Annotated in this window: 12 protein-coding genes; 1 reads left to right on the top strand and 11 read right to left on the bottom strand. The window is 55.9% G+C overall.

Annotated elements, in window-relative coordinates:
* Positions 1 to 128 precede the first annotated feature (128 nt).
* The 8 genes from ACA051_RS09640 to puuE form a co-directional block, all read right to left on the bottom strand.
* Positions 129 to 914 carry an outer membrane protein OmpK gene (locus ACA051_RS09640; protein WP_497309395.1) on the bottom strand — a complete coding sequence of 262 codons (786 nt, stop codon included), beginning with the start codon at positions 912 to 914 and terminating at the stop codon, positions 129 to 131.
* 376 nt (positions 915 to 1,290) lie between these two features.
* The gene (locus tag ACA051_RS09645) at positions 1,291 to 2,076 is read right to left on the bottom strand and encodes an outer membrane protein OmpK (protein WP_497374492.1); all 786 of its coding nucleotides are present in this window, start codon (positions 2,074 to 2,076) and stop codon (positions 1,291 to 1,293) included.
* A 157-nt stretch (positions 2,077 to 2,233) separates the two neighbouring features.
* Positions 2,234 to 3,592: a nucleobase:cation symporter-2 family protein gene (locus tag ACA051_RS09650; protein ID WP_497374494.1), complete on the bottom strand. Its 1,359-nt coding sequence runs from the start codon at positions 3,590 to 3,592 to the stop codon at positions 2,234 to 2,236.
* Positions 3,593 to 3,747: 155 nt separating this feature from the next.
* Positions 3,748 to 5,040: a urate hydroxylase PuuD gene (locus ACA051_RS09655; RefSeq protein WP_497374496.1), complete on the bottom strand. Its 1,293-nt coding sequence runs from the start codon at positions 5,038 to 5,040 to the stop codon at positions 3,748 to 3,750.
* 50 nt (positions 5,041 to 5,090) lie between these two features.
* A complete protein-coding gene (locus tag ACA051_RS09660; protein WP_010456681.1) occupies positions 5,091 to 5,594 on the bottom strand; it encodes an ureidoglycolate lyase in 504 nt (167 codons plus the stop codon).
* Positions 5,595 to 5,738: 144 nt separating this feature from the next.
* Entirely contained in the window at positions 5,739 to 6,734 is a 996-nt protein-coding gene (alc, locus tag ACA051_RS09665) for an allantoicase (protein WP_497374498.1), read from the bottom strand.
* Positions 6,735 to 6,824: 90 nt separating this feature from the next.
* On the bottom strand, positions 6,825 to 7,340 hold the full coding sequence (gene uraD, locus ACA051_RS09670) for a 2-oxo-4-hydroxy-4-carboxy-5-ureidoimidazoline decarboxylase (protein WP_497374500.1): 516 nt from the start codon (positions 7,338 to 7,340) through the stop codon (positions 6,825 to 6,827).
* Positions 7,337 to 8,263, bottom strand: coding sequence for an allantoinase PuuE (gene puuE, locus ACA051_RS09675; RefSeq protein WP_497309407.1), 927 nt, complete (start codon positions 8,261 to 8,263; stop codon positions 7,337 to 7,339). The genes uraD and puuE overlap by 4 nt, the downstream gene beginning before the upstream one ends.
* 419 nt (positions 8,264 to 8,682) lie before the next feature.
* Here puuE and uraH point away from each other — a divergent pair, with 419 nt between their 5' ends.
* Positions 8,683 to 9,036: a hydroxyisourate hydrolase gene (uraH, locus tag ACA051_RS09680; protein WP_010456673.1), complete on the top strand. Its 354-nt coding sequence runs from the start codon at positions 8,683 to 8,685 to the stop codon at positions 9,034 to 9,036.
* A 155-nt stretch (positions 9,037 to 9,191) separates the two neighbouring features.
* On the opposite strand, the gene ACA051_RS09685 is transcribed toward uraH, so the two are convergent.
* The 3 genes from ACA051_RS09685 to ACA051_RS09695 all read right to left on the bottom strand — a co-directional run bounded on the left by ACA051_RS09685 (position 9,192) and on the right by ACA051_RS09695 (position 16,881).
* Positions 9,192 to 11,051: a hypothetical protein gene (locus ACA051_RS09685; RefSeq protein ID WP_497374502.1), complete on the bottom strand. Its 1,860-nt coding sequence runs from the start codon at positions 11,049 to 11,051 to the stop codon at positions 9,192 to 9,194.
* Positions 11,052 to 11,159: 108 nt separating this feature from the next.
* Positions 11,160 to 13,049, bottom strand: a complete 1,890-nt coding sequence (locus ACA051_RS09690) for a hypothetical protein (RefSeq protein WP_497374504.1) — start codon at positions 13,047 to 13,049, stop codon at positions 11,160 to 11,162.
* Between the two features lie 232 nt (positions 13,050 to 13,281).
* Entirely contained in the window at positions 13,282 to 16,881 is a 3,600-nt protein-coding gene (locus ACA051_RS09695; protein WP_497374506.1) for a calcium-binding protein, read from the bottom strand.
* Positions 16,882 to 17,059: the final 178 nt, after the last annotated feature.

Genomic DNA, 17,059 nt, shown 5'->3' on the forward strand with positions numbered 1-17,059 from the left:
GCGGTGCGGCCTTCGCGGGCCAGCCTCGCTCCTACAGGGTTTTGTGTCGTTCGCCGATTATGTGAACGACACAGAGCCCTGTAGGAGCGAGGCTTGCCCGCGAAGGCGTCCTCACAGACGCCGCCGGATCAGAAGTGAACCTTGACCAGGAAGCTGGTCACGCTCTGATCAGTCTTGAAACCCTGGCTGTCTTCGATGCCGTACTTGTTTTTCCAGTAGTCATACTCGACACCGACGTACAACTGCTTTTCGCCAAGGTTCAGCGCCTTGCCCAGGTCGTATTTGACCTGCGGATTGAAGTGCAGGTTGGCGTGGTACTCGCCTTTCTTGTTGACGTCGTTGTCGACCACCCAGTCCATGAAACCGTCGATCAGGATGTTCGAGTCGCCCACCGGGATGGTGTAGGACCAGACCGGAGTGACCTGCCAGATATTGTCACCTGGGCGGTCGCCTTCGGTATGACGGTTGTAGAAGTTCAGCTGGAAGTAGTCGAAGCCTGGGATCGCCAGATCGAAACCAGGGCCGATCAGGTAGGACTCGGTATCGTCTTCACCGAACTCGTAAGTCATGGCCAGCAGCACATCTTTGATCGGGCCAAACGTCAATTTCTGGTCGAAGATCTTGTTGAACGACAAGCGTGGGCTGAACTCACCGTAGTGGGTGTTCTTGCCCGCGAAGGCGTCTTCCTTGCCGTTGTAGAAGATCTTGTCGATGAAGAAGAAGTTGTCGCCGTATTTCCAGCCGTCGGCGTGTTCGAAGGTCACCGTCTGCTGAATGCGCGGGTTGACCTGGAAGTCCTTGCCATAGAGGTAGGTCAGGCTGTTGTTCTGCCATTGCAGCAAGTCGCCGGCCATGGCCTGGCCCCCGGCCAGTAACGATCCCGCGAGCATCAAGCTGGTGCACGTGCGTTTCATTCGGTTGCTCCCAAAAAGTAGGTGGTTCCACGTTTTTTTTCTAAGGTCGACGCTCTGGTGTGGCGCCTTTTTCTGTAGCGGTAAAAAATTATCCAGTCGGTCAGCTTTAGTGCTGTTAGCAAGAGCTGAGCCAAGGCTTTCGAAAAGCCAAAAAACTCCCGCTCGGCTGCTCAAGAGCAGTCGATTGAGAGGGGTTTTGGAGTGCCTTGGTACCGTGCAGAGCCGGGATAAGTTGGCTTTCTGGTCAGGAATTAAATCCGGGCTTTTTTTTAAAGCGGATTTAGGCGGCCGCGGAGAATACTGACTCCTTGGCCAGGTCTCAAGTGCCCCGCAACAGCGCACCGACGACAGGTTTGGAGCACGGTTGCGGGCCATCTTAAAAGTGCACCTTCACCAGCAGGCTGGTGGTGTTTTCATTGGTATCGAAGTTGCCGTTGTTTTCGATGCCGTACTTGTCTTTCCAGTAGCTGTACTCGACGCCGACGTACACCTGTTTCTCCCGCCAGCTCAGGGCCTTGCCCAGGTCGTACTTGATCTGCGGGTTGACGTGCAGGTTGGCGTGGTAGGTGCCCTGTGAGTTCTGGTCATTATCCACGACCCAGTCGATGTAGCCGTCGATCAACAGGTTCGAGTTGCCCAATGGCAGGGTGTAAGACCAGGCCGGCGTGATCTGCCAGACATCGTCGCCGGGACGCGAGCCTTCGGTCTGGCGATAGTAGAAGTTCAAGGTGAAAAAGTTGAAGCCGGGAACCGCGAGGTCGAAACCGGGGCCGATCAGATAGGCCTCGGTGTCGTCTTCGCCATTTTCGTAGGTCATGGCCAGCAACACGTCCTTGATCGGGCCAAATTCGAAACGGCGGTCGAGGATTTTGCCGAAGGAGAGGCGCGGACTGAACTCGCCGTAATAGGCGTGAACGCCTTTGTTCCGGTCTTTCTCACCGTTGTAGTAAGTGCTGTCGACGAACAGAAAGTTGTCGCCGTACTTCCAGCGGTCGGCATGCTCAAAGGTTATCGTCTGCTGGATCGACGGGTTGACCGCGAAATCCTTGCCGTACAAATAGCTCAGGCTGTTGGTCTGCCATAGCGGCAAATCACCGGCCATGGCCTGACTTGCAGCCAGGAGACTGCTGCCCAACAGCAGGTTTGTTTGAGTCCGAATCATCTGTTGCTCCCTCTTGTTTTTATTTTTCAAGGCGCAGGAGTTTCCACTGTGGGAGCGAGCCTGCTCGCGATGGCGTCGGTTCAATCAACATTGATGTTGAATGTGATACCGCTATCGCGAGCAAGCTCGCTCCCACAGGTTTTGGGGCGTTATTGGGTTAGTGCGGGTGAGCGTGGCAGTCGTTGATCGCCGCGCGTTCGCGGCCGCCAAGAATGTTGAACAGTAGGTTCAGCGACAGCGCACTCAGCGTCGCCATCGCAATGCCGCTGTGGGTGATCGGACTCATCCACAACGGCAAGTGTGCGAAGAACTCCGGACGCACCACCGGAATCAGCCCCATGCCGATGCTCACCGCCACCAGCAACTGGTTGCGACGGTCACCGATATCGGCTTCCTGGAGAATCTTGATCCCGGTGGCGGCGACCATACCGAACATCGCAATCGCCGCGCCGCCCAGAACCGCCGGCGGAATTGACGCCACCAGGAACGCCGCTTTCGGCAGCAGGCTCAGCATCACCAGCAAACCACCGGCAACGATGGTCACCGAACGGCAACGCACGCCAGTCATCTGCACCAGGCCGATGTTCTGTGCGAACGAAGAGTGGGTGAAGGTGTTGAAGAAACCGGCGAAGAACGAGGCGCCCGCATCACACAGCAAGCCGCGGCGCAGCATCCGTGGGCAGACTTCCTGGCCGGTGATTTTGCCGAGCGCGAGGAACATCCCGGTGGACTCGACGAAGATGATCACCACCACCAGGCACATGGACAGGATCGGTGCGAGTTCAAATTTGGGCATGCCGAAATGCAGCGGGGTGACGATCTGCACCCAGGGCGCATCCGCCATGCCGCTAAGGTCGACCATCCCGATCAGCCCGCAGATCACGTAGCCCAGGCACATGCCGATCAGCACCGAAATATTGACCCAGAACCCGCGCATGAAGCGGTGGACCAGCAGAATGGTGGCCAACACCAGCGCTGCAATGGCCAGGTAAATCGGTGAACCGAATTGAGTGGCGCCGGCACCGCCGCCCGCCCAATTGACGGCCACGGGGAACAGCGACAAACCGATCGAGGTGATGACCGTGCCGGTCACCAGCGGCGGGAAAAAGCGCACGACCTTGGACATGAACGGCGCGATGATCATGCCGAAGAAACCGGCGGCGATGGTTGCACCGAAGATCCCTTGCAGGCCGATCCCGGGCATGCCGGCCATGGCGACCATGCTGCCGACGGCGGCGAAACTGGCGCCCATCATCACCGGCATGCGGATGCCCATCGGGCCGATGCCCAGCGATTGCACGATAGTCGCGATCCCGGCCACCAGCAGGTCGGCGTTGATCAGGAAGGCGATTTCCTCACGACTCAGGCCGGCAGCTTGCCCGATGATCAGCGGCACCGCGATGGCGCCGCCGTACATCAGCAGAACGTGTTGCAGGCCGACTAGGATCAATTGCAAAAGGGGCAAACGCTGAATAGCGGGTGCGTCGGGGATGCGCGCTTCGGATAGCTCGGACATGCAACACCTCGGATCTTTTTTATTCTTGTGATTTTGTGCATCAGGGTTGACCGCGGCGCGGCCATTCGCGGGCAAGCCTCGCTCCTACAGTTCAGCGTGAGCCTTGTAGGAGCGAGCGGGCGGCGATCCGCCTTGCCGGCGAAGCTTTTCACCGGTTAGTTGGTCGGGGCTCCCTGAACAATCCACGCACCGATCAGGTCACGTTCCTGCTGGGTCATCTGGGTGATGTTGCCCAGTGGCATGATCTGGCTGGTGACGGCCTGAGCCTGGATGCGCGCGGCGTTCTGGCGGATCTGCTCGGGGGTGTCGAACATCACGCCGGCCGGTGCCGCACTGAACAATGGGCTGGTTGGTTTGGCCGAATGGCACACCGAGCAACGCTCCTGGATCACGCTGTGCACCTTGTCGAAACTCGGGCCGGCATTGGACGCCTGGACCGGCGCTTCAGCAGGCTTCGCAGCGGCAGGTTTGGCACCACCACCGACGGCGGTTTCCGGCAGCGGCTGGTACTCGATGGTGCCAGGCGCCTTGGCGACTTCAGGTGCGCTCGGCATTTGCGCCGGGCCGGTGACGTAAGCCAGGCAGATCATGCCAACGGCCGCGACAGGCAACGTCCAGGCGAACTTGTGACTGTCATGACGGGTGTTGAAGTAGTGACGCACCAACACCGCCAGTACCGCGATCCCGGCCAGGATCAGCCAGTTGTATTGGCTGCCGTAGGTGCTCGGGAAGTGGTTGCTGATCATGATGAACAGCACCGGCAAGGTGAAGTAGTTGTTGTGCCGCGAGCGCAGCAAGCCTTTGGCCGGCAGTGCCGGGTCCGGCGTGCGGTTTTCGGCAATCGCTGCCACCAGTGCGCGCTGCGCCGGCATGATGATGCGGAACACGTTGCCGACCATGATGGTGCCGATGATCGCGCCGACGTGCAGGTACGCACCACGACCACTGAACACTTTGCTGAAGCCGTAAGCGGCGCCAATGATCAGCACGAACAGGATGAAGCCTAGCAGGGCAGGGCGTTTGCCCAGGGCCGAGTCGCAGAGGAAGGAGTAGACGAACCAGCCGACGAACAACGAGGCAATGCCCAGTGCGACCCCTTCAGGGCCGGTCAGGCTGCTGCCCGGTGCCAGCAGGTACAGCGTCGGGTTGGAGTAGAACACCACGCACAGCAGCGCGATCCCCGACAGCCAGGTGAAGTAGGCTTCCCATTTGAACCAGTGCAGGTTGTCCGGCATGGTCGGTGGGGCCAGTTTGTATTTTTCCAGGTGGTAGATACCGCCGCCGTGGATCGCCCACAGATCGCCCGCCAGACCACTTTTCGGGTTGACCCGATTGAGGTTGTTTTCCAGCCAGACGAAATAGAACGACGCACCGATCCAGGCCACGCCAGTAATCATGTGAACCCAGCGCACGCTCAGGTTCAGCCATTCGAACAGATGTGCTTCCACAGTCTTTACCTCTCGCCTGTCACTCTGTTATCGAGTGATCAGACCTTCTCTTATTGGTGGGGGGCAAGGATCAAACGCTCATCCTCTTTGAAAAAATGCTCATCGCAGTTATTGCCTGTGCCACTGCGATCAACCACCAGGAAGTCATCCCGCTTTTCGATCGTCAGCACCGGATGGTGCCAAACGCCGCGATGGTAATTAATGCCCTGCCTGCCGTTGGTGACGAAGGCGCGGACCAAGCCTGATACAGGTTCATCGCCAAGTGGCGCGACCACGATCAGAAAGGGGTTGCCGAGCAGCGGAATGAAAGCCTGGCTGCCCAGCGGGTGACGCTCCAGCATGCTGACTGTCAGCGGCATGTCCTGCGCGTCGGCGCGGAAAATGCTGATGATCGCGTTGTCCTCTGGCGTGGCGGTTTGCACCGTCGCCAGTTTGTGAAAGCGCATGGTCGAACCGTTGTTGATCATGAAGTGATCGCTGCCGTCGGTTTCGATCACGTCACCGAAAGGGGCGAAGGCTTCTTTGGTCAGCGGTTCAATCGTCAGTGTGCGCATGCTGTTTTTATCCGAATTCTGTGTTGTTGGTTCTGCTTTTGTGGCGAGGGAGCGTGCTCCCGCTGGAGTGCGCAGCGCTCCCCAGCTTTTGGGGCCGCTTCGCAGCCCAGCGGGAGCAAGCTCCCTCGCCACAGGGTTCAACGCTTATTTAGCAACCTTGCCGAGAACACGCAGGCGGCTCACACCACCGTCCGGAAACACGTTCAGGCGGATGTGGGTGATCGGGCCCAGGGCCTTGATCTGCTCGGCGAAGGTGTGTTCGGCGTGCATTTCCAGTTTCTGCGCCGGCAGCAGTTCACGCCAGAACAGCGACTGGGTTTCGATCTGGCTGTCGGTGCCGCCCTTCACGAATGCGCCCTGGATCGAGCACGTGTCCGGGTAGTTGCCCTTGAAGTGCAGGGTGTCGACGATGACTTTCTCGATTTCGCCGGCATGCCCCAGCGCGACGATGACCCAGTCGTTACCCGGCGTGCGACGACGGGCGGTTTCCCAGCCGTCGCCCATGTTGATGCCACGGCCCGGGTTGAGGATGTTGCTCATGCGGCCGAAGTGTTCGTCGGAGCAGGCGAGGGCGCGGCCACCGTTGAGGGCGGCGGCTAGGTCGACCTGCTCGTTGTCGCCAACGGCCGACCAGTCGCGGTGCGGCACGCCGTAGACACGCAGACGCGCTACGCCGCCATCCGGGTAGATGTTAAAGCGCAGGTGGCTGAAGGCCTGGTCGTTGCTGATTTCGTGGTAGTGGTGGCTGTTGCCCTGCAGCTCGACGGCGGACAGCACTTCGGTCCACTGGGTGTTATCGTCCGGCTCGCCCGAGGCCAGGAAGCACGCTTCTAGTGAAGCCGACGGCGGGAAGTTGCCGGTGAAGAATGAAGTGTCGATGTCTACGCCTTTGATCGAGCCCGGTACGCCCAGGCGGATCACCGCGCTGTCGTAGCCTTCGAAGCGCTTGCGGCGCGACTCCCAGCCGTCCATCCACTTGCCGTTGTCATCGAACACGCCCTCCTTCCACACAGCCGGGGTTGGCTGGAACAGGCGGTTGGCATCAGCGAACCAGTCATCGGTGACCGAGATGATTTTAGTGCCCAGGCGGGCATCGGCCAGGTTGACGAACTTCTCGAAAGGTACGGCGTAAGCTTTCATTCTTCTTGTCTGCCTTTAATTAGTTGGCTTGGGATGCTTGCAGGGCCCTGGGAAACGCAAGCGTTCTAGAGGTCTCTCGGGCCAAGCTTGCTAGAGAGTCAGTAATCGGAACAACGCTATCTTGTTGATCTCCGCCAGCGCGCATTTGAATTCGGTATCCGCCGAATTGTGAATGCGCGTTTCGAACGCCGCGAGGATCTGATGCCGGTTGCTGCCTTTTACCGCCATGATGAAGGGAAACTTGAACTTGGCTTTGTAGGCGTCGTTCAGCTCGGTGAAGCGAGAAAACTCTTCGGCCGTGCATTGGTGAATACCGGCGCCAGCCTGTTCATTCGTGCTGGCTTCGGTCAGTTGGCCTTGGACGGCGGCTTTGCCGGCCAGGTCCGGGTGAGCGTTGATCAAGGCCAGTTGACTGGCGTGATCGGCGCTCAACAGGATGTCGCTCATGCGCTGGTGCAGGGTTTCGATCTGGTCAATCGAGGTGTCCTGGCCCAGGTCGAAAGCCTTCTCGGCCACCCATGGCGAATGTTCGTAGATGTCGGCGAAAGCGGCAACAAACGCGTCGCGGCTCAGGGTCGATGGTTTCAGCGTTTGAAAGGTGCTCATTTGGCAGCCCCTTGGTACGGGTGTGTTTCGTGCCAGTGGCGAGCGATGTCGACGCGACGGCTGAACCACACCTGTTCATGACTTTTAGCGTATTCGATAAAGCGCTTGAGCGAGGCCAGGCGCGCCGGACGGCCGATCAGGCGACAGTGCAGGCCGATCGACAGCATCTTCGGTGCTTCGGCGCCTTCGGCGTACAGCACGTCGAACGCGTCTTTGAGGTATTCAAAGAAATCGTCGCCCTTGTTGAAACCCTGGACCTGGGTGAAGCGCATGTCGTTGGTGTCCAGCGTGTACGGGATCACCAGGTGCGGCTTGCCGGTCGGGTTGTTGGGTTCCCAGTAGGGCAGGTCGTCGTCGTAGGTGTCGCAGTCGTAGAGGAAACCGCCTTCTTCCATCACCAGGCGACGGGTGTTCGGACCGGTGCGGCCGGTGTACCAGCCCAGTGGGCGTTCGCCGGTGATTTCGGTGAGGATGCGGATTGCTTCGAGCATGTGCTCGCGTTCCTGCGCTTCGTCCATGTACTGGTAGTCGATCCAGCGGTAGCCGTGACTGCAGATCTCGTGGCCGGCATCGACCATCGCGCGGATCACGTCCGGGTGGCGCTGGGCAGCCATGGCTACGGCGAAGATGGTCAGCGGGATGTCGAATTCCTTGAACAGCTTCAGCACCCGCCAAACGCCGGCGCGGCTGCCATACTCGTAAAGGGATTCCATGCTCATGTTGCGCGCGCCTTGCAGCGGTTGCGCCGAGACCATTTCCGAGAGGAAGGCTTCGGATTCTTTATCGCCGTGCAGGACATTGCGCTCGCCACCTTCCTCGTAATTGAGCACGAACGACAGGGCGATGCGGGCATTGCCCGGCCAGTGGGGGTGAGGAGGGTTACTGCCGTAACCGATCAGGTCGCGTGGGTAGTCAGCGCTCACTGCAGTCTTCCTTCTTGTTCGTTGACAGGTTGTGTGGCGGCCTGGCGGTGAGATGACAGGCTGGCGTCACAGCGATGGGCTGATTGTATACAACTTTATACTCACTTTGTAAGCCTGATTTTTCGCATTTTTCATCAGCAGTCATCTTCAAGTGATAGTGCAAGAAACCTGCCCAATTGGTCAGCTAATGGATGGAAGGTTCATTGCTCTCATGGTTCAACGGCAGATCTGCTGCAAATCTCCGACTGACGAGGATAGCGCTAAAAATGTCGTTTTTATTGTGTACAATTTTTTTTAAAAGTGTCTTAATCAGTCGCTCGCCGCAGCGTTTCGTGCTCCGAATCGGTGCGGTCTCCTTTTCAACTGACTTCGGGAGGTGCGAGGTCTGACTGCTCATTGCGGCCAGGCGCGCAGAATCAATGGGACGTTTGACTACACACGTTTTGGACGCTGCACACGGTTGCCCGGGCAGCTCGATCAAGGTCGAGCTGTACCGCGTTGAAGGTTCGCAGCTGGAATTGGTCGCCAGCGCGATCACCAACAGCGATGGCCGTGTCGACGCGCCGCTGCTGCAAGGCGATGACTACCGTTCCGGGGTCTATCAGGTTCAGTTTCATGCGGGCGATTACTACCGTGCCCGAGGTGTTCAGCTGCCGGAACCTGCGTTCCTGGACGTGGTAGTGCTGCGGTTCGGCATCTCTGCGGAACAGGATCACTACCATGTGCCATTGCTGATTTCGCCGTACAGCTATTCCACGTACCGCGGCAGTTGATCCCCCAAGCAGCTGCCTCAACCTGGAAGCGACTGCGCATATAGCTTCTTTGGTCTTTCGCCCGCTCACACTGCGGGCTTTTTTTTGCGTCGCGTTTGACCCGATACCTTCGGGGTGCACCCCACTAACGGGCGGCGAGGTGCGCGCGTTCTCTATCAGCGTTCCTTGATTATGAAAACAGCAGGGTTTCCAGTGAGCAGGTGCTGGACGCCACCTATCAGCCATACCACATCACCCTTCGCATTGGCGGCAAGCAGCAACTGGTGGGCTTCGGCACCCACTCGTGCCCTCAGCAGAGGGTCGGCAAGCTCTGGTATGGACGGCGGCTTGATTTCAATCGCATCGGTCTCCACACGTCCCAGTTTAAGAAAGTAGACCTTGTTGTGATTGGGCCTTTTAAATACCAGCGTTGGGGGCGTGAGCTGGACATTCTCAACGTTTGCAGGAAGGAAGACTTTGTAACCGCTGTGGCCCAGTATCGAGGCGAGCAATAACGATAGTCGACCCGGTCCGTTGGGCAGCTCGGCGTAGAACTGCCAGGCATGAGTACTCTCGGGACTGAAGTTCAACTGCTGTAAGGGCGCGACGGAATCCGGAGCGTGCAATTCGACGACCCGTCTGGCGCCTTCATTGCCGGACGCGACAGGCAACATATCCAACGGGTCGCCGAGTCGTGGCACGCCGATGGTCGACTTGCCCTGCCAATGGCGAAAGGTTTGCATCATTAGCGCCAACCCGCGGCCATTGAACACCTGCGACTCATTGGAAAGCTCAAATAGTCGCTTGGCGACGGCTCGCGAAGTCGGCTCCGTGAAACCCTTGTAGACATCCGCGACCTGTTGCGTCAGTGATTTCTCAAAGAGGCGAGTCGCACCGTCGACTTTTCGGGTATTTGTGCCGGCGTGGTGGCTGGTGGCTACGGGCTGCAACGAAGGGGCTTCGTGCAGCATGCGTTCGAATGCCTCGAAGCGCGAGGGCGCAAATCCCGGGTGTTGAATGAAAACGAGGGGTAAATGATCGGCCATCGGCCCCTTTGGCACGATCGGGTAATGGAGCTGACCGATCTTTATGGATTCCACCGAATCAGGTTTGGTTATTTTCCCCCAGGAGGCCCACAAATACGGGTTTTCATTCAAGGTGGCAGCGCGATGGCTGTTATCTGCCGCGGGGTCGGACGCCTCGGCATTTTCCTCAAGACGAGGGCGCTTACCCGGCGTAGGGCCTGACTCTTCAGCTTCTGAGGCCGTGGTGTCGATTGCCTTGCGTTGCCATAGCTTCATCCCATCAATGCCTTCGAGTACCGGGCCCGAAGGGGTCAATTCGCTCGTTGAGGAGGCCTGATAGTCCCCGTCCGTATTTTTACGAACCATGACCGTGCCTTCTTCCGCAAGGTCGACATAGGTTCTTTTCAGCTTGTCGTAGCGCAGGCCGTTGGCATTGGGTGGCGTCAGTTTGTCGGCCAAGTGCCGGGGAATGATCTCCAGCGCTTCCGGCCTCGCTGGTACGCCTGCGGAGGGAAGAACCATGCCCTCCCGGGTGATTCTCCATTGTGGCTGACCAGGCACCTTCGTCAGGATGGGGCCTGGTTGGCCCGGGGCAAACGGGAGGGGGATCTGGTAATCGCCTCTCGCATTTGCTTTGATCAGAAAAATGCCTTCCTCTCCAATATCGGCGTATAGCTGTTGCCGGCTGCTCATGAATAGCCCGGTGTTGGCGATCTTGAATAGTTCATCGACTTTGTTTCGAGGCCACGAAATCATGTTGGCAGCGATTTCGGCGGCGCTTGTTGCGGTTACCGGCATGTCGGTAACGACGACTGGCTGACGAGGCAAGGTGCTTTGCGATGAGCTTGAAACATTGGTGTCGGAAACGGGATTGGCGTCTCCCAGAGGTCTGCCGACCGTCGCGGCGTGATCGCCGCCCCGTACCCGATTATCTTCTGACGAAGACCTTGGAAAGTTTGTCGAAGTGTCGGATGTATTGGAAGTTGAAACTCTTTTTGGCGGTTTAGCCATGAGTAGTGTTCCTTGGTAGTTATATAAGTTGGTGATGTTTAAGCGATAAAGATCGAATATCTGATAAGGAGCTTTAGTGTTGTCGGCTGTAAATGAAGATGGCCGTAATTAACGCTCTCTGATAATAAAAACAGACTGCCATCCAGACGGGGCTGTTTGAAACCCACCTAATAACCAAACAATGTTGTTCTGTTGGTTGGCGGTGGTGAGTGCTTGCAGGGCGTCATTGCCCACTTGTGAAAATAAAGACGGGTCGGAAAGTTCAGGCGAGGGAGGCGAGTTTATCGCAATCGCATTTTTCTCAACGAACCCGAGTTTCAGGAAGTAAACCTTGTCGTGCCCCGCGCGTTTGAATATCAGCTTGGGATTGCGATGCTCATTCAGTAAAGGAAATACCTCATACCCGTTACGTACCAACGCGGTGCGGACTAACCGTTTGAGGTTGTAGTCAGACCGGTCCGCGACAAAGTTGTCCCATTCCATCTGGAAATGTCCGGGAAGGAAGTCCAGCCTGCGTAATGGCTCGCCAAATGTCGGAGTCTCCATGGAAATGATTCGTCCTTCATGATCCATGCGCGAAGCGACAGGCAATAAGTCAATTGGATTCTCGAATTTTGCATCAAAGATGCCCACTTGTTCCTTCCAGTGATCGAGGGTAAGTGTGGTGGTGTACAAACCCTCTCGGGCGATCACTTCGGAATCCCCGGAATGTTCGAATAGCTTCTTTGCGACAGCACGCGAAGTGATCGGCGAAAAGTCCGGGAATACAGCCGAAACAGATTCCGTCATCGGTTTTTCAAACAACCGGCGGGTGCTATTCACAATCCATTTGCCGTCGCTATTCAGAACGACTGGTACGGGTTGTAACCATGGTTTTGCGTGCAACATCTGTTCGAACAGGTCGAAGCGTGAGGGTGGGAATTCGGGGTGCTGGAGGTAGTTCAAGACTTTTTGTACGTTTTTTACCTCGGGTACAGTTTGATAATGAAGTTCTCCGATTTGAATGGATTCGTTTGCGAGGGGCTTGTTGACCTTTCCCCATGATACCCACAGGTACGGATGTTGATTTATCGGATGGGTGGGATAGAGGGGAATAATCTGTTGCGAGGGTCCGCTTGTGTCTGGATGCTCTTCATTCCCCCCTAGGCGCTGACGCTTGCTCGGACCGGCCTCTTCGACGGTAGATGATTGTTGAGGAGCCGCCAGTTGATCAGTGGCCTGCGCCTGAGGTTTACGTCGCCAGAATCGTGTCAGTCCAATCCTCTCAAGTAGGGGGCCGGAAGGTGTCCATTCCTGGCCGAAGGTCGCCTGATAATCTCCATTCGCGTTTCTGGCGATTTGAACAATGCCCTCATCTATTAACTCGACATAACTTCTCCGGTTGTGCCAGCGTATTCCGAGCCTGTTGGCGGCCGGTAGCTTTTTAATCACGACCGGATTTCTGATGAGGTGGACAGGCGCAGCGACGTTCAAAGTGGTCACGCGCGAACCCCCTGCTTGCAAGCCCGGCGTTGACGGCAAGACTGCCCACAGGGGCTTGCCTTCGACTTTCCTCAGCACCGGTCCTGCATGGTCGGGGGCGAAAGGGAAATAGACTTGGTAATCGCCGTTGGCGTTCGGTTCTATTCTGCCAATGCCTGCTTTTTCAAGATCGGCATACAACCTTTGCTCCTTGCTCATGAAGAGCCCGGTGTCACCGACGCGTATCAGTTGATCAACCTGTTCACGGGGCCAGGACACCAGGTTCTCGGGTTGCACGGAGGGGCCGTAAGTACGGGCAGGCATATGGGTGACAACAACGGACTGCTGTTGTGAAGTGTCGCCTGGCAACGTACTTGGCGCAGGGGTGTCTGTAGGGTTTTCGCCTCCACGCACAGGCGTGACAGCACGGGTGGATGAGCCGACCCTGGCTACGTCATCCTCAGGTGAAGGTCTGGGGAGGGTCGATGAAGTGCCAGGCGTATTGGGGCTGGAAACTTTTTTGGGTGGTTTAGCCATGACCGCAGTTCCGATAAATAATCTGGTGAAGGTCTAAATCAGTAAGGGCACCTGAAACAGACGAAAAGTTAGTTGGGTGAAAGGCAGGGCTCGTGAAGGTGCACGGCCCTGGACATCACAGTGGTCAGTTTTGATTGGATCAGATCTCGAGAAGCTATAAATATTTATAGGGTATGGCGGTATTTGCTACAAAAGGCTTCAGCTTAATAGTGATATATGTTTTGAACAGGCTCTATAAAAGTTTGCAGGTGTCTAAAAGTATCCGCAGATCGGCAGCGTTTACAGGAGGGGTGGGTCGGGTGCCAAACTCCATTAATTCATAACAGTGTTCTAGTTGGTGGGCGCACCGGTGTATAGGGACCAGGTCGGCGTAAAGGACAGTGCGGAACTTGTCTGTATCAAGTATCCAGCGCCGGTCCGACAGGTTGTAAGACACACTGCCGGCAGTACCGTCTCTCATGGCTATATTTCGAACGGCGAGGTCGTCCATTTCCAAGGATGTCAGTTCTGTCGATAGGGCTCCTTCGTTCAGAACGTGGCCTTTAAAGTACCTGCCATCCAGCGAGTCAATGTAGACCTCGTCGAAATCCAGATCGACTTTGTAGATAACACCGTCTGGCGTGATGACACGTATTTGATCAACTAAGTCTTGAGGATCGTCGTAGTGCGGAAGATGAATATCGGTATCTCCGATCAGCAGATGGTTATCCACCCGTTTGATGCGGGTGTAGGCGAGGCTCGTTGCATCGAATTCCCAGGTAGACGCTGATTGCGATTTGAGGATGGCGTTCGCACGAGCACCTGGCGTTGAAATGCTTAACGTCATTTCGGAGGTGAGGTGGACAAGGTACGTCGAGCCGTCGCCCTCCAGATGTTCGATGGCTGTTTGATCCGGGTAAGCGATAAGTTTGACGCATTTCTCCCGGTTGCCCAGCTTATGGCCTTCGTTGTCCAAGGGTTGACGAAAAATATACTTTCCATCTCTAGCCGCTAGTGGCAGCGGCACTTCGCTGGTGCGCTCCATCGGGCCGCTTATCTGGAACTGATCGTTGGAAAATGCTGTATCGGGCAGGGAGGGTGGACCGACTCTATAAGAAACGCCATCCTTCATGATCAGAATAAAATGCTGGTTCAACAGGTTTGTGGGGCGCGTTAGTCGGCTTGTGATTCTATGGTCTCCGCTCCAGATAGAGCTGGCCAGGTTCTTGATAGTCAACCGTTTATTGTCAAAGTGAAAGGTCATGCCGCATTCTTTATACATGATGCGGTCGAAATCAGGCTGGCGCATCAGGTCTACGTTGTAGTAAGCCTCGGCCCGGGTCAGTTCATGGCTGGCGTAATCCAGATAAAGGGTTGCAAGCGTGTTTGTGCTTCGTTGCTTTACTGCAAGGGTCGTATGCTCATTGATTTTCGACATGCAATAGCTCGTGTCTTTGTCGTGTGCGACCGTGTATTCGCGGTTGTAAAGTATGACCGGGTTTTGTGTTATTCCCTGTTGGGTAATGACGGTTTTAATGTCGAGCGGGTCAGCCGTCTCAATGGTGTCAGGAAGTTCAGGCATCAAATGAAACCCATCCTTTGTAACGAACGTCAATTTGCTGTTCTGCAGGAGTCGTTGATTGTTGACTGTTTTGTAAACGCCCTTGATGTACACATCCCTCTCCCTGATATCGTCGAGATCAAATCCGGAGGTGATGACCAGCTCCTGTTCTACAATCTTCCAGCCTTTAATCAGGTCCATTCTCCAGTCAAGTGCAATGACGCTCTCGTCCACGCCATCTTCAGTAATAGATACGTTGCCGGATTTATGGGCAACCGCGTAGTGATCCTTTCCAGGACCACCAGAGGCGGCACCTTCATTGCTCAGAAGATAGATCTTGTCATCTCCGGCGCCCGCCTCAATGGTGTCGCGACCGCGAGACTTGATAATGTTCGGGCCGTCTGTCCCGATGACCTTGTTTTCCGCACCCGCCAGGGTTTCTACGTTCTCAATGCTCTCTAGAAGCGTGTGTCGATAGTTGAAACGGCTGTCGTTGGTTTGGTCACGGGTGATGATGGAAAGTCGTCCGTCGTCCAGATCGATGAAATATCCGAATCTTTGCCGGTTGCCCTCAGGGTAGCTTCCGGTAACAACTAATGTGTCGTTGCCAAAACCACCTTTCAGGAGAGTGGGTAGAGGGTCTTTTGGACCGTTTTTGAGGAGCTCGGCGGCGCCCTCGAAGACGAACTCATCGTCTTTATCACCCCCGGTCAGTTGCTTGATACCTGCGCCGTAATAGAATCTGTTTGGCTTTTTTTCAATGCCAAGAATGGTGTCGTTTCCGCCGCCAATAAACCACACCGCTCCTTTGTTCTCTCCGGGAGCTCCAAACTCCGCACCGGGCATATCCGCAGTCACTCCGTCCCGAGCATCAATAGTGTCGTCACGGTCAATGACATGCGGTTTTTGCACAGATTTATAAGTGTATTGTTGCGCATCCCAATCGAAGCTAGGCACCTGTGTCGGCTTTAGCTCGACCTCAAACTTGCCGTTTACAATGACCTCTGTGCTGTCTTTTAACTTGCCTTCCAGTAATTTTCGGGCGGTTGCTTGTAATAATCTCGAATGTTCAACGGTGGATTTGGCAATCGCGTGGCGAGATTGTATGTTCTCGTCAGGACTGACTCCCCAAAAGGCGAACCAGCCCGTGCGCAGGCGCTCGTGGGTAGTGAGTTCGATGTAATCATCGATATCGTCGACAACGCGTACCGCCGCATAGACCTGGGAACCTGCAACCAGCAGAAGTCCGGCTGCCAGCCCCACCGGGCCGATAAAGGAGAAGCCTGCCAACGCTGCGGCACCTAAAATCAACGTCATTGCTGCGCTGGTAACGCTCAAGCCTGCGGCGACATAGTGATCAATGGCTTCTTTGCCTGTGGTCGCCGCTGCGCCATTAAAGGATTTAACGGCGGAGATGACATCGAAGGGAAGTGTCAGTGCGCTGGCGATCAGACCCGCCCCACGCCCCAGTCGAACGCCGAAGCTGGTTTTGGCAAAATCCTTGTAGGCTTTTTGCCCCGCCTCGATCATGTATTTTGCTTGCTTGGTTACCGCAACTTCGACGGCTAACGAAGTGACTTCCGCTGAGGTGCTGAGGCTGTTGAATACAATTTCGCCGTGATCTTTGCGTGCGATGGCGTCTTGAAGCCCGCGCAATCCGCTGTAAATGCCAAAGGCCTGAAGTCCGGTCCCCATGCTGACCATGCTGCTGCTCTTGATCCGGTTTACCCACGGGGGGGGACTTTTGGACAGGTGTGCGTGGCGTATATCAAGCTTCTGTGCCGCTTTTAGCAGTTTGTCCAGTTTGTGTCGGTACTGTTCAGGATCGGCAGGCGTATCGAGTTTGTCTCTTAGTAGGGGGGGCGCCGTCAACGGGCGTTGCGACGCCATTTCAAACAGTAATGAAGGGAGTGCGTAATCGTCTTTTGTGCCGGTGGAGCGCATACGGGCTTCAATGTACAAAGGGTCAAACTGCAACGAGTTCACAAAAGACCGTTTGGGATGGCGAAAGAACGTGTTTTGACCGTTCAAACGCTGACCATTCGATGTCGCACCCAATGCATCCAGTGCGCATCGGGTAATCGAATGGGAGCCTATCTTGATCGGGCCGAACAGCTCATCAATAACGCTTAGTTGGCTTTTATTGGCGTTTGTTTGTTTTGGGGCGGAGGTGATACTTTCTTTGTTGAAATCAATAGTAGTCGGTGAGTACTCGTTGGCTTGCAGGTCGATATCCGTAACTTCGACGGCATTGTAGTGATCGGGGTCGGGTGATTGGAAAACAAATGCCATAAGAACTTCCTTTTTCTGGCGTTGTGTGCGAAGTCGCAGCGCCATGGTAAAGAGAGTTCAGAAAAGACAACTATATATATTTATATTGCCTGTTGCTGTTTGTTTCTCGATGGGGGTTGAAGTGTTGCCGTCCTTGGCAATCAATTCTAAGTGTGCTGACGTCAATAAAATCTTATGA

This window comes from Pseudomonas sp. LBUM1669 (genome assembly GCF_059695705.1).